The organism is Legionella donaldsonii (assembly GCF_900452385.1).
Taxonomy (GTDB): Bacteria; Pseudomonadota; Gammaproteobacteria; order Legionellales; family Legionellaceae; genus Tatlockia; species Tatlockia donaldsonii.
On sequence record NZ_UGOA01000001.1, the window covers coordinates 1,577,226 to 1,595,524 of the forward strand.

Genomic DNA, 18,299 nt, shown 5'->3' on the forward strand with positions numbered 1-18,299 from the left:
GTTTCTTAAATGCAAATTTTAGTTTTCTAAACGAATGACATCAAAAGCTGGTTCTTCGTAGGGATGGCTGGTTTTTAATGCTTGAACTGCGGCGTTAAGAAATGCACCAGAACAAAGCATCTCAACTTTATATTCTGGAACAAAGGTCAGTTTTTGTAGAGTGCCGATGCTTGGATTCGCGCCTTTCAAAGGTCGAAATTGACCTTGACCAAGACATTGCCAACAGGCTTGATCATAGTCACCTTGCCTTCCTGCGCCGGCATCAAACAAGGCCTGCTTAACAATTTCCAGATGACTTTCAGGCACATAAAAATTTATTTTATAATGAGAGGCTAATTTTTCCATTTAATGTTGCACCCCAAACTGGGTTTTTGGTCTGGGTTGATAGGTTGGTTTGCAAGCAAGCAATCCAGAGCATCACGAACAGACTTGCCAGTGACCTCAGTTTGGTTACCTGGACGAGAGTCATCTAACTGTCCGCGGTAGACAAGATTCAGATTGGAGTCAAAAACATAAAAATCAGGGGTGCAGGCTGCATGATAAGCTTTTGCAACTTCTTGTGTTTCATCATAGAGATAGGGAAAGGGATAAGCCTCTGCCTGGGCAGTTTTTTTCATATTATCCGGGGAGTCGTCAGGGTACTTTTCTACATCATTGGAGTTAATCGCTAAAAAGTAGACTCCTTTACTTGAATAATCATTGGCAAGTTTGGTGAGCTCTTTATTAACATGTTTTACATAGGGACAATGATTGCAGATAAACATAATTACTGTTGATCTGGCTTGATGGGAATTATCTAATCCTATCTTTTTATTACTAACTACATCCAGCAAAGAAAATTGAGGGGCAGTGGTACCGAGAGGTAGCATACTGGAAGCTGTCTTAGCCATTAAAGTCTCCCGCCTGATGAAAAGATTAATTTCAAGATTGCAATCAAGGCAAATAGTGAATTAAGAAAAGCCCATAATAAAGTGATTCGCTTACCTTTATAGGCACTGTAAAAAGCATAAATTGCGACAGACAAGCTTCCTGCAAAGAACACCCATTGGTTTTCATAAGCGAAACCGACAGATAAAACAGCAATGCCAATAACTCCAATTAAAAGGAAAAAATTATTTATTTGACCGCTTAACAAATAAAAGCAGAGAAGCTGTAGACACAAAAGGATTGGTAAAGCCATCTGTAGCGCTGTACCAATCCCCAAAAGAATTGCACCGTGACCAGCAATAAGAATCATTTCCAAGGCTATAAAATAAATCAGCTTGAAATGCAGAGAGGTGAACAATAATAGTAGGGAGCCCACCACATAATAGCTTTGCGCTGGAGTCTGTGTTAAACCAACCAATAATATTATTGAACCAATAATTCCAATCAGCAGAAATAATTCATCTTGGGTCTTTGTATTCACTTAATCACCAGCGTAGGTAAATGCCTTTTCGAGTTGCCTCATTAATAACATCTTGTTGTGACTTATTCGTGGAAACCCAATAATTACCCATATTGCTTAAAGCAAATTTAACACGAGGATATTGGCAAACATCTAATACTGTACGGCAGTCAACTGGAGTTGCACTAGGCGTATTCTCCTCATTATTAGTCTCATTTTCCGGTGTATTTTCTTGTTTACGAGAAAAACATTGGAAATTTAAATTGGCGATGTCAGATGCAAAAGCGGCCCAATTAGATGGGTCAAGCTTGACAGTTAGAGAAGGGCTCATGAAGACTTCACGTGTTTCAAAACGTTGTAATTCGATTTGTACGTTACTGCGGTTTTGAATTAAGTAAAAAGTTTGTTGGCCATCATCATTGACAACCAGACGATCTTGGCTAAAGCCGAAACCTGATACCTCACAACCATGTGGAAAGTTGTCCGCGGCTACCGTGCTGCAGAAAAAAACAGTCATTACAAATGTTGACATGATTATTCTACAAAGTGACATGAAAATCCTCTTAAATAAATTGAAACGGGATATTCTAATGATAACCGCATTAAAAGTGAATCAACTTCTTTCATCTTTCCGTAGGATAGTTTTCACTTTAAGCATGGGTGAATAAGTACGGTACATACTAAGAGTCAGATACATAATGACATAGCCCAGGGATAAGGATAACCACAGCGAATCCATGCGTGGGTAATTTAATAGCACAAAGGCTGAACTGACACCATAAATCAAAGAGAAGCTGTGCATAATTATTTTCAGAAACCTGGAATCAGTCAGGTAATCAAGACGAGATGGGTAGACATATTTAATTGGTACAAATATCAATACACATAATATTGAGAGGATCCAGGCATTTGTATTCATCGAAGTATCGAATATAAACATGTAAAATACTGCAATGTTCCAGTAGCAGGGGAATCCTTTAAAGAAATGATCCGGTGTTTTTGCATCTGCCTGACAGAACTGATAAGACGAGGTCAGTGTAATTGCAACAATGATAAAAAGCAAAAAATGAGAGGGTAGCATGCCGGGTTTTACAAAAAGGAAAAAGCAAGGTGTTATCACGTAGTTTAAATAATCGACAATATTATCGAGTAAAGCACCATCCATATTGGGGAGTACTGATTTTACTTGCACTAATCTGGCTAAGGTCCCATCCACGGCATCTATGACCACAGCTACAGCCATAAACCAAAGAGCTTGCACGTAATCGTGTTGATAGATTTTGATGAGGGTAAGAATACCAAAACAAGCTGCGCTCGCAGTGAATGCATGCACAGCCCAGGCAACCAGGTAGTGAACAGGATGGTAGCCTAGAATTTTGTTTGTCATCGCGTGTCCTAAGGTTAGTGTCATACTACTGTATAAGGCTGTTATGCCGGATTACTTAATTGCTAACAATGCCGATACAACGAAATTAGCAAAATAGTAACAACAATCAAAACCCCTGTGCAAGAATACTGATGTGTTGAATGAGTGATTTGCCCATTACATACAACGAACTGCCTTAGAACAGAACTCTTTGGTAAAAGTCTATCTAGTCAAAAGTAGTAAACTCATTACTGGATCGCATATAGGCGAGCTTACAGGAAATGGATGATTTAAATTAGTTTGCGTCTTCATTGGCATCGGCTACACTGGTAAAAATAAGAATAGAGGCTGATGCAAATGATTATAAAAACTATCAATCCGGCGACGGAAGTTGTTTTGCAGGAGTATTCAACGCTTAGTGAAAAACAAATGGATGCTTGGATTGATGCGGGTCATTTAACTTTCAATATCTGGAAAAAAACAACTTTTTTGCAGCGCAAACAAGCCATGTTGAAAATGGCAAGTTTATTACGGCAAAAGAAAAATGATTTTGCCTTGCTGATAGCAAACGAAATGGGTAAGCCTATTAGTGCTGGAAAAGCTGAGATTGAAAAATGTGCCTGGGTCTGCGAGCATTTTGCTGAACATGCTGAAGATTATTTACAACCAAGGATAATTCAAACAGAAATGAAAAAAACCATGGTTTGTTATCAGCCTCTAGGCATTGTATTTGCTATCATGCCTTGGAATTTTCCTTTTTGGCAGGTTTTTCGTTTTGCTGCTCCAACGTTGATGGCTGGGAATGCAGCTATTTTAAAGCATGCACCTATTTCAACTGGTACTGGCGAGGCGATTGCTGCTTTATTTCTGGAAGCCGGTTTTCCAGAACACTTGTTTCAGCATTTTATTTTAGATAATGAAATGGCCGCCAAAGTAATTGCGCACAAAAAGATCGTTGCCGTCACTTTAACGGGAAGTGAGCGAGCAGGCCAGATAATTGCTGCTAATGCAGGCAGCCACTTAAAAAAAGCAGTGCTAGAGTTAGGAGGTAATGATCCTTATATTATTCTTGAGGACGCTGATCTTGATTTGGCTGCAAATTGTATTGTCACTTCTCGATTGAATAACAGTGGCCAAGTTTGTATTGCTGCCAAACGAATCATCGCAGTAAATTCTATTTGTGATCAATTGGTTAAAAAAATAAAAGAGAAAATGATTGGTTATCAAATGGGGAGCCCTCTAGATGAAAAGACCCATTTAGGTCCTATGGCTCGTGATGATCTGCGAAAAACACTTCATCAACAGGTATTAAAAAGTGTAAAATTAGGAGCAAAATTGGTCATGGGTGGAGAAATACCAAATACCAAGGGTTTTTACTACCCGCCAACCTTATTACTTGATGTGCGAAAAGGTATGCCCGCTTTTGATGAGGAGTTGTTTGGTCCGGTCATTGCCGTTATTAATGCAGACAATGAAATCGATGCTGTACAATTGGCTAATCAAAGTGAATATGGCTTAGGCTCAGCAGTATTTACGAGGGATTTGACTCGTGGAGAGCGGATTGCTCGCTATGAATTAGAGGCTGGCGCCTGTTTTGTGAATGCTTTGGTGGCCTCAGATCCAAGAGTACCGTTTGGGGGAATTAAACATTCTGGTTATGGAAGAGAATTATCGAAGGAAGGTATTTTAGAATTTGTTAATACAAAAACGGTTGCAATCCATGACCATGATAACAAATAATCAATTGATTTTTATTTCGGCAACTGAACAAAGGATGCATTGTTTTGACAATAATAATGTTTATAAATCTTACCTAATATCAACGGGAAAAAACGGTTTAGGTGAATTAAGTGGCAGTGGATGTACCCCTCGCGGCTGGCATCAAATATACTCTCGTATTGGCCTGGATGCCCCGATAAATAGTGTTTTTATATCTCGTGAGTGGACAGGAGAAATTTACACGCCTGAGTTAGCAGCTCTTTATCCCGAGCGAGACTGGATATTAACTCGTATTCTTCAATTGGATGGTTTAGAGGAAGGACGCAATAAAGGCGGTAAGGTGGATAGCTTACAGCGCTTTATTTATATTCATGGCACGCCTGATACATCCGAATTAGGTAAACCAGCTTCCCATGGTTGTATTCGTATGCAAAATTCGGATTTAGTCGAATTAGCTGATTGGGTTGCTGTGGGAACACGCGTGTGTATTGAATAAGTTATGGAATTGTTGGTATGTCCGCTATCTTGCAGTTATGTCTTGATTTTCTGTGCTTCGCATGCTCACATGCTAGTGTGTATGCCTCCGCTGCGATGCTTTAAAATCAAGCCATAATCACTCAAGCTAGTGGAATGTGAATAGCTCCTGGAGCAAAAAAATGCATTACTGGCGGTGTAACTTATCGCGTAGAAGTATATAATGCGCCGCAATTTATTTTCATGCCTAATGAGGTGATTGAATGTCTTACAAATTTGAAGAAGGCAAAGATTTAATTATTGAAGCTGTAGTGGACAAATTAAAGCAAAAAATGAGTGGTGAGCAAGCTGATTTTTGCTCTCAATTTGTTCGCCAATTTTATGGCACGGTTGCCTTGGAAGATTTACGTGAATGGGATATCGATGATCTGTATGGGGCTGCAATTAATTTTTGGTCGCTTATTCAACAACGAGCACCGGATGAAACAAAAATTCGTATTTATAACCCTGACTTTGAAAGGCATGGTTGGCAAACAACTCATACGGTTGTAGAAATTATTACTGAGGATATGCCTTTTCTGGTCGATTCATTGCGGATGGTTATCAATCGCTTAGGATTGGTTTCACATCTCATTATGCATATGGGCGGTTTATCTTTACAACGGGATAAAAACAACCAGGTTACCGCAGTTTTTCCACGTAGTTTAGGTAGTAATAGTGGCAAATTAACAGAAGCTGCGATCTTTATTGAAATTGATAGGCAAACAGATGCTTCTATTCTTGAAGACTTGCATCGTAATTTTGAACGTGTGTTAGAAGATAATCGCGCAGTTGTTAAGGATTGGATCCTTATGCGTGAAAAAGTTCGTGAGGCCATTGCTGAACTTGACCACGCATCCGGGATTTTAGAAGCCAATGAAGCCGCAGAAACGAAAGCGTTCCTAAATTGGATTGAAGATCATCATTTTACGTTTCTGGGTGTACGCGATTATGAACTTGTTCAAAAGGGACAGGAGACTATTTTACAGCCACTGCCTGAAACTGGGTTAGGTGTACTTCGCCAAAGCATAAGTAAATCCAGTGCGCGTAGTATTTCTGCGATGACCCCGGAAGCACGTGAGCATACCTTATCTTCACGCGTTCTGGTTATGTCCAAAACAAATACGGAGGCTACTGTCCACCGTCGTGCTTACACAGACTATATAGGTATTAAGCGCTTTAATAAAAAAGGGCAGGTGATTGGAGAGCGTCGCATTATTGGTCTGTACACGTCTGCCGCTTATAACACAAGTCCTAAACACATTCCGTTTTTGCGTCATAAAGTTGCCATGATTATGGAGAATTCCAAACTTGATCCTCGTGGTCATGCTGGTAAGATTCTATTAAATATCCTGGAAACCTTGCCACGTGATGATTTGATACAAGCATCAGAGGATGAATTATTAGAAATCGGTATGGGTATTTTTTATATGCAAGAGCGTCGAAGAATTCGTATGTTTGCGCGTACAGATGTCTATCGCCGTTTTATTTCCTGTCTAGTCTATGTTCCTAAAGAGCGGTACAACACTGAATTAAGGCAGGAGATGGAAAAAGTCTTAAAAGACAGTTTTAATTCTGATGAAATTACTTTTTCTACCCGATTTTCCGAAGAATCAATTTTGGCGCGTATTCATTTTATTATCCGTACTAATCCTCAGGATAAAACAGTATGGGATTTCAAAGAAGTTGAGAAAAAATTGATTGATGTTGGCCGTACCTGGTCTGATGATTTACAGCATTTCCTTTTTGATACTTTCGGTGAGGAAAGCGCTAATCGCCTCTATGTGCGTTATAAAAATGCTTTCCCAGTTGCTTATACCGCTAATTTCCCTCCAAGAACAGCAGTGTATGACATAAAACATATGGAAGCACTCTCTAAAGAAACTCCTTTGGTAATGAATTTCTATAAATTAATGGATGAACCACCGGAAAATTTCCGTTTTAAAATTTACCAGCATGATAACACGATTCCCTTGTCTGATGTGCTGCCAATCATTGAACGACTGGGGATGCGCGCAATCAGTGAAAGGCCTTACGTTTTAAAATTGGAAGATGGTAAAGAAACCTGGATTAATGATTTCGCGCTTCAATATACTCATGGTGCTAAATTTGAAATTGATGAAATAAAAGAATTATTCCAAAATGCTTTTTCCAGTGTATGGTTTGGCGACGCAGAAAATGATGGATTTAATCAATTAGTTCTTGCTGCTGAGTTGAATTGGCGCCAAGTCGCAGTGATGCGTACTTATGCAAAATATTTCAAACAAATTGGGTTTACTTTTAGCCAGGAATACATTGAAACAGCATTAAATAACAATGCTCATATTGCTAAAAGATTAGTAGAACTATTTGAGCTTCGCTTTAACCCAATCGTTGATGAAACCAGAGCTGAAAAATGCATGGATCTGGTCAATAAGATTTTGGCAGCTTTGGATGAGGTGAGTAATCTCGATGAAGACAAGATTATCCGGCAATATGTACAGGTGATTATGTCTACATTAAGAACTAATTACTATCAGGTTGATGAGAAAGGAAATTATAAAAATTACATTTCTATTAAGCTTGATAGCAAAGAAATTCCTGGTGTACCTAAACCTTATCCAATGTTTGAGATTTTTGTTTATTCACCTAGGTTTGAAGGTGTTCACCTTCGGGGTGGTAAGGTTGCACGAGGAGGCTTACGCTGGTCTGATCGTAAAGAAGATTTCCGTACGGAAATTTTAGGATTAATGAAAGCGCAGCAGGTAAAGAATGCGGTGATTGTACCTAGTGGAGCAAAAGGTGGCTTTGTTCCCAAACATTTGCCTGTTAATGGTACACGTGAAGACATTTTAGCGGAAGGTATTAGTTGTTATCGTTTATTTATCCGTGGCTTGTTGGATATTACCGACAATTACAAAGAGGGAGCCATTGTTAAGCCTGCTAATGTGATGTGTTTTGATGAGGATGATCCTTATCTGGTTGTGGCTGCTGATAAAGGTACAGCGACTTTTTCGGATATTGCCAATGCAATTTCACTGGAATATGGTTTTTGGTTAGGTGATGCTTTCGCTTCAGGCGGTTCCGTTGGTTATGACCATAAAAAGATGGGAATTACGGCTAGGGGTGCTTGGGAATCAGTTAAGCGTCATTTCTACGAAATAGACCGTGATATAGAAAATAATGATTTTACGGTTGTTGGTATTGGTGATATGGCTGGGGATGTTTTTGGTAATGGCATGTTGTTATCACGCCGTATCAAATTGCTTGCTGCTTTTAACCATGTGCATATTTTTATTGATCCCGATCCCGATCCTGAGATCAGTTTCCAAGAAAGAGAGCGATTATTTAATTTGCCGCGTTCCAGTTGGACAGATTATGACAAAAAATTGATCTCTAAAGGCGGAGGTGTTTTTAATCGCAGTGCCAAATCGATTCCTGTCAGTAAAGAGATGAAGGATATTTTTAATATCAAGCAGGCAACAATTGAACCCAATGAATTAATTCGGGTGATTTTACGTGCGAAGGTTGATTTATTGTGGAGTGCAGGTATTGGTACTTTCGTTAAAGCACAATCAGAAACGCATGCTGATGTGGGAGATAGAACGAATGATGCAACCCGAATTAACGCTAAACAATTACGCTGCAAAGTAGTTGGTGAGGGTGGAAATCTTGGTTTAACTCAATTGGCGCGTGTGGAATATTCACTCAATGATGGCCGTATTTATACTGATTTTATTGATAATTCGGCTGGAGTTAATTGCTCTGACAAAGAAGTGAATATCAAAATTCTCTTGGATAGTATCGTAACTGCCGGTGATTTAACTGAAAAACAGCGCAATGAACTATTAGGTGAGATGACTAACGAAGTTGCTGCCCTTGTCTTACGTGATAATTTTGCTCAGCCGCGTGCAATTGGTATTGCTGCAGCGCAGGCAGTGCGTTCCATAGAGTTGCATGGTCGTTACATTAATGAATTGGAACGAAGTGGTAAGTTAGATAGAACGATAGAGTTTTTACCGGATGAAAAAGCGTTATTAGAGCGTAAGTTAAGTGGAGCCAGTCTAACCCGTCCTGATATTGCCGTACTGATGTGTTACAGCAAGACTTTGTTGAAAGAACAAATTCTGGACTCTAATGTCCCTGAAGATGCTTTCCTTAAAACAGTTTTGGTTAGTTGTTTCCCTAAACCCTTGCAAGATTGTTTTAGTAAGCAGATGCAAAGTCACCCTTTAAAACGTGAAATTATTGCAACAAAACTCAGCAACACTATTGTCAATGAAATGGGATTCACCTTCATCTACCGCGTCCAGGATGAAACAGGTGCTCCGGTTTCATCTATCGTACGAGCTTATATGATTGCCAGATCGGTACTGGATCTTGAGACGATATGGAAGGAAATAGGTGCATTAAATACAAAAATAACAGCGGCGAAGCAAGTTGAATTATCAATGTTATATTTGAGATTGCTTAGAAGGGTAACACGCTGGTTCCTTCGTACTCCACGCATGGGGCTGGATATTAATAAAGCTGTAAAACACTTTGCGTCAGGAGTCTGTGAGCTTAAGAAAGCGCTTCCTGCTGTATTTGGCGAAGCCAATCGTGCGAACTACGATGAGCATTTTAATGAATACGTAGAATTAGGGATTCCAACAGGTCTTGCACATGAGTTATCAATTACGCGAGCTTTGTTCTCTGCTATTGATATTATTGAAGTTAGCCATCAAACAAAGCTCGATGTTGCAAAAGTAGCGGAAGTGTATTTTGGTATTGATGAGTTCCTGGATCTGTCATGGATTCGTTCACAGATCCTTGCCCATCCAACAGATAATCATTGGGAATCTTTATCTAGAGAGGGTTTGCGCGATGATTTGGATTGGCAGCAAAAACAATTGACAGCAGGCATTATCAGTATCGATAGTAAGAAAAAGGATTTCATGAAGTGTTTTACTGCCTGGTCAGATAAAAATATTGTCTTGATTGAGCGATGGCGGCATATTCTTGCTGATTTAAAGGCGAGTACGACCTTGAACTATACGATGTTTTTTGTTGCTATCAGAGAATTGTTAGCTTTAACTCAAACGACTATCCTGGCAGAAAAAAATGTTGATGTTGTAGTTTAAAACGAAGCATTCGTTTCTTCGGAAAATTGTCATCAAAGAGTAGCCCGTGTTAATAAGGCTACTCTTTTTTGTGGCAGGCATTAGTAAAGTGATTTGCCTAGTAAGAAGTGCTTTACCCCCTCTACTTTTATTAGGTATAGTAGGGCAACTATTCTTTAGGATCATTTTTGTTTTTCATAAAAAAGAGACAGAATTAGTGCCAAAAGGCTTAATCAAGGAGTTCAGACAGTGAAAAGACAGGTTGTCAATTATTCAAGCGGATCTAAGTTCATCCATTGGTTTGTTGCTCTGATTGTTATCTGTATGCTTGCGGGCAGTTTCTTTCTCGATGATTTACCAGAACACTATCAACCCTCGGCCTATATGCTACATAAATCGTTTGGTCTCACCATACTTTTTTTAATGATTATCCGCCTCTTCTGGATTGCGTATAGGGGTAAACCCGCTTTGCCTGCTTCAGTACCTGCTTGGCAAAAATTTCTTGCGCATTCGGTGCAATACAGCCTGTATTTTTTTGTAATTCTGATGCCTCTATCCGGTTGGATAATGTCAGTGGCTGCTAACAGAATTCCCTCATATTTTACGCTGTTTAAGGTACCTTTCCCGGGAGTAGTTCCAAATGAAGCGGTGGCCGAGTTGATGGAACAGGTTCACAATACGATTGCTTGGATCATCATCGTGCTGCTTGTCATACATACCGCTGGTGCAATCAAGCATCATTTCATTGATAAGGACGATGTTTTGCGCCGTATGCTTCCTGGTCGTCGGCGGTAAACTACCGTGCTTTATGCACGTAGTCGATTTTCAGTGGAGTATCAGCCCAGATTGTGCGCATAAAATGCAGTCAGTAGTATTGCCTTTGTATGGTAATTAAGCTTTACTGAGTATTACGGGATGTTTATTGCCTTCAATGAGTATTTCATTGGGATGCTCAAATAAGATGCTTGAGGCAATTAAATAGCGACCGTCTGCTAAAGGACTAAAATCAATCAATTCACCTACTTCTGTTTCACCAGAAGGAGTAAATAATTTTTTCCCCGCTAATAAAAGTTCAGGAGTATGAATGCTAAATAAGCGTAAACTATGTTTGAGTTTGGCTTTGTAGTGAGTGCGAGCAATGATTTCTTGGCCCTTATAACAACCTTTATCAAAGCTTAAGTAACCGGATAAGTGTAAATCAAGACGGTGTGGTAAAAATAACCCTCTGGTCTCGGGGTAAATAACTACGCGCTTCTGTTGGAGTTGTAATTGATGCCAAGCGAGAGAACCACGCATCTGTTGCTTTCTAATAAAAGGCTGACTTAGCGATGAGGTTGCTTCTTTAGTAGCCAAAATTAAATAAAAACTATCACTTAGCTGATAGCAACATAGTTCGTTTGAATGGGTTACAGCGAAAGACTCGTTAGGTAATTGCAGATTTTCTGGTAGTAAATCGGATTGATTATTGACATATAATCCATACATTCGATACGACGTTGGTTCCAGTTGAACTCTCGAAAGTAGAGCCGTCTTCATGAGCGATGATTTTGTTTCAGTCATTAAATCAACAGGAAGAACTAACTGCAAATGATGCCAGTTAATGACATCTAATAAAGTTAGGATTCTGCCTTTTAAATTACACATAACCCCTTGCTGCATTCTATCGGTAGTTACTTTACGTATATCGCAACTTAGTTGACCCTGCAGAAACTCCGCGCTGCGTTCACCGATAACAGCAATTGATGTAAGGTAAGCCAGGTCAAACAGATAATTTTTATCAGCTTGAAAATTAAATTCATCCTCCAGGGATGATAAGGCCGTATAGGGACGGCTATTGAGCAAATATTGTTTAAAACTCATTCTAAATACTTGAGATTGCGATTAAGAGGGATTTTAGTGTAACATCGCCCAGTTTGACAATCAGGTAGCCCAATGATTAATCCATTAAGAAAAGCGAAGCTCATGTGGCATTGTAGGCGAGGAATGCTCGAGCTGGATTTAATTCTTATACGCTTTGCTGAGAGTTACTTGGATACTATGACAGAGAAGCAGGTAGATACCTTTGATGAGTTGCTTGGATGCACTGATCCTGAGCTATTCAGTTGGTTAATGGGGCATGCAAAACCTGTAGACAAGGAGTTGCTAGAGATTGTTGAATTTATCAAATTGCATGATAAAACTGGACAGATCGGCCCTTTACGTTAGATTAGCGTCTCTCATTTATTTCTCAGTAATGGTCGTTCTTTATTATTCTGCCTGGCCATGCTTCCTTAAATTACCAGGATTTTTTCTATTGTTATTCTTTTTTCTTCGCATTAAAGCTACTTCCATACCTGGTTCTTGCTCTTTATTGGTGTATACAAATAATAATTGGCAATTACATGATGTGCATGGACAACAGAGGACATACGCAAAAATGCGAGTTGTTATGAGCGCAGGTCTTTTTTTTCTTGTAGAATTCTCTCATGAAAAGCAACGCAAGCTTGTTGTTATTTTTTCTGATCAGATTAGCAAAAATGATTTTAGGTTATTGAATATTATAGGGAAAATAAAATAAATTAAAGCTGTTCATTTTTTTGTCGACACCTTAGGTAGGTGGTTGAAAAATGGACATATTATGCGGGATGCAGCGTCAGTGACTGAGAGGCAATTAATTGAATCAGCGCTAAAGGGAGAAGCCAAGGCAATGAACCATTTAATTGCCCGTTACCAGGCTAAAATTTTTGGCCAAATAAAATCACAAATATCCGACAATTCAATCGCTAATGATTTAACGCAAGAAGTCAGTATAAAAATTTTTTGTAATCTTTCAGGTTTTAAGCAACAGGCCAATTTTACTACCTGGTTGTACCGTATCACCCAAAATACTATTAAAAATCATTTTAGAGCAATCCATATTGAATCAAATAATTTACTCGCTCTGCGAGGTGAAGAAAATAACTCACCTGAAGCCTATTTAATCGGTTTTCAGCTTGCTGAACGGGTAGAAAAGCTCTTTACTGCCATGTCAAATGAATTACAGCACTGCTTTAATTTATATGTGGTAAAGGGATTAAGTTATGAAGATATTGCCAAACATCTTGACTGTCCGTTGGGAACAGTACGCTCTCGTATTCATCGAGTACGAAATATACTTTCAGAGCTTGTTAATTAATTCTGCTAAAAAATAAACCTCTTTTAAAAACGTTCTGCTCATGTACTTCTATGTGCATTGCGCTGCAATGCTCATCAATAACAACTATTGCTCTAACAAGCTCCTTGAACATATCAGCCCTTTGCAAAGATAAAATTTTAAAGTGCATTAACCGCAAAGGAGATGAGCTTGCAGCAAAAGCTGTGTTAGAATGCAGGAATCATGGTAAACCCTAGACTCCTATGTTGGAAAGTGACCGTTTGATTAGTGCTGGCTCAGCTACATCGGAAGAAGCGTTAGATCGAGCTATTCGACCCTTGAGTCTTAATGAATATATCGGCCAGGATGCTGTCCGTTCACAAATGCGTATTTTTATTGATGCAGCCAGAAATCGTATGGATGCACTTGATCATGTGCTTATTTTTGGTCCTCCAGGACTTGGTAAAACAACACTCGCTAATATTATTGCCCATGAAATGGGCGTTAATTTGCGGCAAACGTCAGGACCTGTTCTTGAACGAGCCGGGGATATTGCTGCCATATTGACTAATCTACAAGAAAACGATGTGTTGTTTATTGATGAAATTCATCGTTTAAGCCCGGTAATTGAAGAAATTCTCTATCCAGCGATGGAAGACTACAAATTAGATATTATGATTGGCGAGGGACCTGCTGCCCGTTCCATTAAATTGGAATTACCACCTTTTACTTTAATCGGAGCAACAACTCGTGCAGGACTTCTTACCTCACCGCTACGCGACCGTTTTGGCATCGTTCAGCGCTTAGAATTTTACTCCGTAGAATCTTTAACCCATATTGTCTCTCGTTCGGCAAAATTGCTTGGTGTTAATACGGAAGCAGCCGGCGCTAAAGAAATTGCGATGCGCTCGCGAGGTACACCAAGAATTGCTAATCGACTTTTACGCCGTGTACGAGATTATGCTGAAGTGAAGGGGAGTGGTGCAATTACCCTGGAAATGGCAAGACTTGCCCTGGAAATGTTGGATGTTGACCAACATGGATTTGACATGATGGATAGAAAATTAATGCTTGCTGTGATCGAACGCTTTGCTGGTGGTCCAGTTGGTCTTGATAGTATTGCTGCTGCAATTGGTGAAGAAAAGGGAACTATCGAAGATGTCCTTGAACCTTATTTAATTCAACAAGGTTTTTTAATGCGTACGCCAAGAGGCAGGGTTGCTTCTCAATTGGCTTATCAACATTTTGGTATAGCGGTGCATGAATAAGAGTAATCATCCAGAGCATCAATTTGATATCCGAGTGTATGCTGAAGACACTGATCTCATGGGTATTGTTTACCACGCAAATTATCTTTGCTTTTTTGAGCGTGCGCGGACTGAAATGATACGTAAATCTGGCTTGTCTTTAACCACTCTGGCAAAGTATGATTGCCATTTTGCGATCAATGAAGTTCAGTTGCATTATTTCAATCCTGCGCGTTTGGATGACTTACTCACAATCATTTCAAGAATTGATAGTAGAACAGCATGCAGTGCATTATTTAAGCAGCTCATGTACAATCAGCATAAAAAATTGCTCTGCGAAGCAATGGTTAAAGTAGTCTGTGTCAATACCCATTTGAAACCAAGACGCTTACCAGACGATCTATTCTGAGCGTTAAAGAATTAACAATTTTAAAAAAAGCTTTAAGAAGCAAAGATGACTAATGGAGGAATAAAACGTGGTTAACCATGCCAATGTATTGGGTTATTTTATGCAAGCAGGTCTGGTCGTGAAGACTGTTATGATGATTTTGCTTGCTGCTTCTGTGGTATCCTGGACTCTCATTTTGCAACGAGCCTGGTATTTCAATCGTAAAAAACAACAGTGTGAAGGCTTTATCAGGCGTTTTTGGGATAGTAGTGATTTAAGCAAGTTATACGCAGACCTCGATAGCAATCATAATGATAGAGAAGGATTAGCTGCAATTTTTCACGCCGGATTTAAAGAATATGTGCGTTCGCGCAAGACAGGAAATGTCGTTCTTGAGCCGATTCAGCGAGTGATGCAAATAAAACATGCTAAGGAAGCGGCACAATTAGAACAGCATTTGCCTTTTTTTGCCTCAGTAGGTTCTATTGCTCCTTACGTTGGTTTATTTGGTACTGTATGGGGAATTATGACCTCATTTCAGGCTCTTGGCCAAGCCTCTCAAGCAACTATCGCTATGGTGGCACCGGGAATATCGGAAGCATTAGTGGCAACTGCCCTGGGATTATTTACAGCTATTCCCGCCGTTATTGCTTATAACCGTTACAGCACCCGTGCTAATAGCTTGCTGGATCGTTATGACTTATTCCAGGATGAATTAGTCTCACTGATAGAGCAGCAAACCTCCGTGCCAGTAAGGGGATAATCTTATGTTGAGGAAAAAAACGACCACTTCTCGCCCAATTGCAGACATTAATGTAGTGCCTTACATCGACGTGATGTTAGTTCTATTAGTCATTTTTATGATTACAGCCCCTATGCTAACTCAAGGTGTGACTGTGGATTTACCTAAAGCAGCGAGTGAGGCACTGAAACCTTCCGAGCGTGAACCAATTATTGTTTCAGTCAATCAACAAGGAGATTATTTTCTCAATATCCATTCTACACCTGAAAGCCCAATTGAACCTCAGGCATTAATGGTTAGAGTGGCTGCAGAATTAGAATTGGCTCGCCAATCCAATCAAGCGTTGAATGTTTTGGTTAAAGGTGATCAGGGTGTTGCTTATGGCAAGGTAGTTGGTGCTATGAGTTTATTAAAGCAAGCAGGGGCTGCTCAAGTAGGTCTGTTGACTGATTCTACTGATGTAGAGCAGGGGAGTCGTGGATGATAAATGATCAGACTTATCGTAAAGCGTTTTTCATCGCGATTGCGTTGCACTGTTTTTTAGCTTTATTGTTGACGATGGAGTCGACTCATCAGCGACCTGTTATGACACTTGCCGCAAAAAATGAACCAAGCAAAGTTTTACCGGTAGAGTTGGCTGATCAACCCAAAGAACAAGCCGTGAAGGCAGTGAGTGTAGACAGCCAAGAAGTGATGGAAACAGTGAATCGTCTAAAACAAGAACGAGCTAATCAATTAAGAGCAGAACAGTCAAGGCAACAGGCTTTGGCCAAACAAGCTGAAATGGCTCGTAAAGCACGTTTACAGGAACAACAGCGATTAGCAAAACTGAAAGAAGAGGCAGAGAAAGTAGCGATTGCGAGAAAAAAACAAATTGAAGAAGAAAAACGTCATTTGAAGCAATTAGCTTTGCAAAAAGAGCAAGAAGCCAAACGACTGGAGGAATTAAAACATAAACAAGAATTGCTGCAGAAAAAGCAACAGCAAGAAGCTGAAAAACTTGCGCAATTGAAAAAGAAGCAAGCAGAAGAAAAAATAAAAAGCGATAAAATAAAAGCTGAAAAAGCAAAAGAAGAACTTGCACGCGCAGAAAAAGCTAAAGCGGAATTAGCAGAAAAACAACGGCAGGCAGCAATGCAGCAAGCTGCGCAAGATGCGGCTAAAAAAGCGCACATTGCTGGAGAAGTTGATAAATACAAGGCAATGATTGTTAATGCAATAAGCCGACAATGGATCCTGCCTGAGAACGTAAATAGTGGCTTATCGAGTCAATTTAGAATTCGCCTGGCACCTGATGGTGCTGTGTTGGATGTTAGTTTGACACGCGGTAGTGGTGATCCGGTGCTCGATCGCTCCGCCGAGACGGCTATTCGTAAAGCATCACCGTTACCCGTTCCAACTGATCCAGATACCTTTAATATGTTTCGTGATATCAGTTTAACGGTACGTCCAGAAAATGTGAGGGGATAAAAGTGTTAGTTAAACGTTTAGTAGCATCATTTTTTTTATTGATTTCAGGGGCAGTTTTTTCCCTCGATCTCGAATTGACACAGGGTATTAATTCAGCATTACCGATTGCCATTAATTCTTTTGGTTATGATGATGCCGGCCGGCAATTAACAGAGGTTGTTCGCCATGATTTAAGTTTTTCCGGCCAATTTAACATTATCGCTCCTCCTCCAGGTATGCAGAATGGGCAAGTAGCAATTGGTCTTTGGCGTCAAGCTGGGGCAGATAGTGTGTTGTCAGGCCGTGTTAGCAAGATTGGCTATAATCGTTACGACATCAGTTTTGAGTTGGTTGATGCAGTAGCACAAGGCAGAACACTTTTATCAAAAAGCTACCAAATCAGTGGAAATGAATTACGAGCACTGGCTCATCACATTAGTGATGAAGTTTATCAAAAATTAACTGGTGAACGTGGGATTTTTTCTACCCGGATTGCTTACATCCTGGTGCAACGTAATGGAGAGAACGCCAAGTACTTCCTTGAGGTCGCTGATGTAGATGGTCATAATCCCCAAAGTTTATTGGTGTCTTCTGAACCTGTTATGTCTCCTGCATGGTCGCCTGATGGTAGACAAATTGCCTATGTATCCTTTGAAAAAAAGAAGGCGCAGATATTCACTGTTGATGTAGCAACTGGTAGACGGCGTTTAGTGACTGATTTTACCGGGATCAATGGTGCACCTGCCTGGTCGGTAGATGGGCGTCAGCTTGCCGTCGTGTTATCCAAAGGAGGTTCGCCTAAAATTTATAGTGTGGATTTAAGCAGTGGTTATATGAAGCAACTGACGTTTGGTGATGCCATTGATACGGAGCCACGTTATTCACCCGATGGTCGCTCGCTGTTATTCACTTCCGGACGCGGTGGAGCGCCACAAGTATATCGCTTATCACTGGCTGATGGCAGTGTTAGCCGGATTACCTATGATGGCAATTACAATGCTCGTGCGTCTTATACCCCTGATCAAAAGCATATAGTAATGCTGCACCGTGAAGATAGGAATTTTAATATTGGTGTGCAGGATACCAGCAGTAGTCGAATAACCCAGCTAACTTTCTCCTCGTTAGATGAGTCTCCTTCTATAGCACCAAATGGACGCTTGGTTCTCTATGCAACACGTTACAATGACAAGGGTGTCTTGGGCATGGTGTCACTTGATGGCCGTATTAAATTGCGCTTACCGGCCCGTGAAGGCGATGTGCAGGAACCAGCCTGGTCACCTTATCTGGGATAAAAA

At 40.1% G+C, this 18,299-nt stretch carries 19 protein-coding genes; 13 read left to right on the forward strand and 6 right to left on the reverse strand.

Translation table 11 applies throughout. From position 1 onward, the window contains the following. Positions 1-18 precede the first annotated feature (18 nt). Genes DYC89_RS07275 through pcsA form a run of 5 tightly spaced genes read right to left on the reverse strand, consistent with a single transcriptional unit; the run spans position 19 to position 2,774 of the window. Positions 19-345, reverse strand: coding sequence for a YqfO family protein (locus DYC89_RS07275; RefSeq protein ID WP_115221184.1), 327 nt, complete (start codon positions 343-345; stop codon positions 19-21). Continuing rightward, positions 333-890, reverse strand: coding sequence for a thioredoxin family protein (locus DYC89_RS07280; RefSeq protein WP_115221185.1), 558 nt, complete (start codon positions 888-890; stop codon positions 333-335). Before DYC89_RS07280 ends, DYC89_RS07275 begins: the two co-directional genes overlap by 13 nt. After that, on the reverse strand, positions 890-1,408 hold the full coding sequence (locus tag DYC89_RS07285) for a hypothetical protein (protein ID WP_181879344.1): 519 nt from the start codon (positions 1,406-1,408) through the stop codon (positions 890-892). The genes DYC89_RS07280 and DYC89_RS07285 overlap by 1 nt, the downstream gene beginning before the upstream one ends. Before the next feature lie 4 nt (positions 1,409-1,412). Beyond that, on the reverse strand, positions 1,413-1,940 hold the full coding sequence (locus tag DYC89_RS07290) for an enhanced entry protein EnhB (RefSeq protein WP_115221186.1): 528 nt from the start codon (positions 1,938-1,940) through the stop codon (positions 1,413-1,415). Positions 1,941-2,000: 60 nt separating this feature from the next. Further along, a complete protein-coding gene (pcsA, locus tag DYC89_RS07295; protein WP_115221187.1) occupies positions 2,001-2,774 on the reverse strand; it encodes a phosphatidylcholine synthase in 774 nt (257 codons plus the stop codon). A 336-nt stretch (positions 2,775-3,110) separates the two neighbouring features. On the opposite strand from pcsA, the gene DYC89_RS07300 reads away from it, so the two are divergent. From DYC89_RS07300 to DYC89_RS07320, 4 genes are all read left to right on the forward strand, one after another. Beyond that, positions 3,111-4,493 (forward strand): NAD-dependent succinate-semialdehyde dehydrogenase, encoded by a 1,383-nt coding sequence (locus tag DYC89_RS07300; protein ID WP_115222685.1) that lies wholly within the window; start codon positions 3,111-3,113, stop codon positions 4,491-4,493. Then, positions 4,480-4,968 (forward strand): L,D-transpeptidase, encoded by a 489-nt coding sequence (locus DYC89_RS07305; protein ID WP_115222686.1) that lies wholly within the window; start codon positions 4,480-4,482, stop codon positions 4,966-4,968. Before DYC89_RS07300 ends, DYC89_RS07305 begins: the two co-directional genes overlap by 14 nt. Before the next feature lie 241 nt (positions 4,969-5,209). Then, complete coding sequence (locus DYC89_RS07310) at positions 5,210-10,087, forward strand: NAD-glutamate dehydrogenase (RefSeq protein ID WP_115221188.1); 4,878 nt, start codon at positions 5,210-5,212, stop codon at positions 10,085-10,087. Between the two features lie 228 nt (positions 10,088-10,315). Further along, the gene (locus DYC89_RS07320) at positions 10,316-10,861 is read left to right on the forward strand and encodes a cytochrome b (protein WP_115221190.1); all 546 of its coding nucleotides are present in this window, start codon (positions 10,316-10,318) and stop codon (positions 10,859-10,861) included. A gap of 96 nt (positions 10,862-10,957) precedes the next feature. Here the strand turns inward: DYC89_RS07320 and DYC89_RS07325 are convergent, their stop codons facing one another. Continuing rightward, a complete protein-coding gene (locus DYC89_RS07325) occupies positions 10,958-11,926 on the reverse strand; it encodes a YgfZ/GcvT domain-containing protein (protein ID WP_115221191.1) in 969 nt (322 codons plus the stop codon). A gap of 72 nt (positions 11,927-11,998) precedes the next feature. Here DYC89_RS07325 and DYC89_RS07330 point away from each other — a divergent pair, with 72 nt between their 5' ends. The 9 genes from DYC89_RS07330 to tolB all read left to right on the forward strand — a co-directional run bounded on the left by DYC89_RS07330 (position 11,999) and on the right by tolB (position 18,296). Then, entirely contained in the window at positions 11,999-12,271 is a 273-nt protein-coding gene (locus DYC89_RS07330; protein ID WP_115221192.1) for a succinate dehydrogenase assembly factor 2, read from the forward strand. Between the two features lie 28 nt (positions 12,272-12,299). Continuing rightward, entirely contained in the window at positions 12,300-12,623 is a 324-nt protein-coding gene (locus DYC89_RS16935; RefSeq protein ID WP_425451549.1) for a hypothetical protein, read from the forward strand. A 60-nt stretch (positions 12,624-12,683) separates the two neighbouring features. Next, positions 12,684-13,220 carry an RNA polymerase sigma factor gene (locus tag DYC89_RS07340; protein WP_115221194.1) on the forward strand — a complete coding sequence of 179 codons (537 nt, stop codon included), beginning with the start codon at positions 12,684-12,686 and terminating at the stop codon, positions 13,218-13,220. A 221-nt stretch (positions 13,221-13,441) separates the two neighbouring features. Continuing rightward, positions 13,442-14,446 (forward strand): Holliday junction branch migration DNA helicase RuvB, encoded by a 1,005-nt coding sequence (gene ruvB, locus DYC89_RS07345; RefSeq protein WP_115175211.1) that lies wholly within the window; start codon positions 13,442-13,444, stop codon positions 14,444-14,446. Further along, on the forward strand, positions 14,439-14,834 hold the full coding sequence (locus DYC89_RS07350) for a YbgC/FadM family acyl-CoA thioesterase (RefSeq protein ID WP_115221195.1): 396 nt from the start codon (positions 14,439-14,441) through the stop codon (positions 14,832-14,834). Before ruvB ends, DYC89_RS07350 begins: the two co-directional genes overlap by 8 nt. A 67-nt stretch (positions 14,835-14,901) precedes the next feature. Then, a complete protein-coding gene (gene tolQ, locus DYC89_RS07355; RefSeq protein ID WP_115221196.1) occupies positions 14,902-15,576 on the forward strand; it encodes a protein TolQ in 675 nt (224 codons plus the stop codon). 4 nt (positions 15,577-15,580) lie between these two features. After that, a complete protein-coding gene (tolR, locus tag DYC89_RS07360) occupies positions 15,581-16,039 on the forward strand; it encodes a protein TolR (protein ID WP_115221197.1) in 459 nt (152 codons plus the stop codon). Beyond that, complete coding sequence (gene tolA / locus DYC89_RS07365) at positions 16,036-17,025, forward strand: cell envelope integrity protein TolA (RefSeq protein WP_115221198.1); 990 nt, start codon at positions 16,036-16,038, stop codon at positions 17,023-17,025. Before tolR ends, tolA begins: the two co-directional genes overlap by 4 nt. Positions 17,026-17,027: 2 nt before the next feature. Next, the gene (tolB, locus tag DYC89_RS07370) at positions 17,028-18,296 is read left to right on the forward strand and encodes a Tol-Pal system beta propeller repeat protein TolB (RefSeq protein ID WP_181879345.1); all 1,269 of its coding nucleotides are present in this window, start codon (positions 17,028-17,030) and stop codon (positions 18,294-18,296) included. The last annotated feature ends 3 nt before the right edge of the window (positions 18,297-18,299 follow it).

Bases quoted from the DNA above. Each gene is read 5' to 3' on its own strand.
- DYC89_RS07275 (WP_115221184.1), bottom strand. From the start codon at position 345: ATGGAAAAATTAGCCTCTCATTATAAAATAAATTTTTATGTGCCTGAA.
- DYC89_RS07330 (WP_115221192.1), top strand. From the start codon at position 11,999: ATGATTAATCCATTAAGAAAAGCGAAGCTCATGTGGCATTGTAGGCGA.
- ruvB (WP_115175211.1), top strand. From the start codon at position 13,442: ATGTTGGAAAGTGACCGTTTGATTAGTGCTGGCTCAGCTACATCGGAA.
- DYC89_RS07300 (WP_115222685.1), top strand. From the start codon at position 3,111: ATGATTATAAAAACTATCAATCCGGCGACGGAAGTTGTTTTGCAGGAG.
- pcsA (WP_115221187.1), bottom strand. From the start codon at position 2,774: ATGACAAACAAAATTCTAGGCTACCATCCTGTTCACTACCTGGTTGCC.
- tolA (WP_115221198.1), top strand. From the start codon at position 16,036: ATGATAAATGATCAGACTTATCGTAAAGCGTTTTTCATCGCGATTGCG.
- DYC89_RS07310 (WP_115221188.1), top strand. From the start codon at position 5,210: ATGTCTTACAAATTTGAAGAAGGCAAAGATTTAATTATTGAAGCTGTA.
- DYC89_RS07280 (WP_115221185.1), bottom strand. From the start codon at position 890: ATGGCTAAGACAGCTTCCAGTATGCTACCTCTCGGTACCACTGCCCCT.
- DYC89_RS07325 (WP_115221191.1), bottom strand. From the start codon at position 11,926: ATGAGTTTTAAACAATATTTGCTCAATAGCCGTCCCTATACGGCCTTA.
- DYC89_RS07350 (WP_115221195.1), top strand. From the start codon at position 14,439: ATGAATAAGAGTAATCATCCAGAGCATCAATTTGATATCCGAGTGTAT.
- DYC89_RS07305 (WP_115222686.1), top strand. From the start codon at position 4,480: ATGATAACAAATAATCAATTGATTTTTATTTCGGCAACTGAACAAAGG.
- tolR (WP_115221197.1), top strand. From the start codon at position 15,581: ATGTTGAGGAAAAAAACGACCACTTCTCGCCCAATTGCAGACATTAAT.
- DYC89_RS07290 (WP_115221186.1), bottom strand. From the start codon at position 1,940: ATGTCACTTTGTAGAATAATCATGTCAACATTTGTAATGACTGTTTTT.
- DYC89_RS16935 (WP_425451549.1), top strand. From the start codon at position 12,300: ATGGTCGTTCTTTATTATTCTGCCTGGCCATGCTTCCTTAAATTACCA.
- DYC89_RS07340 (WP_115221194.1), top strand. From the start codon at position 12,684: ATGCGGGATGCAGCGTCAGTGACTGAGAGGCAATTAATTGAATCAGCG.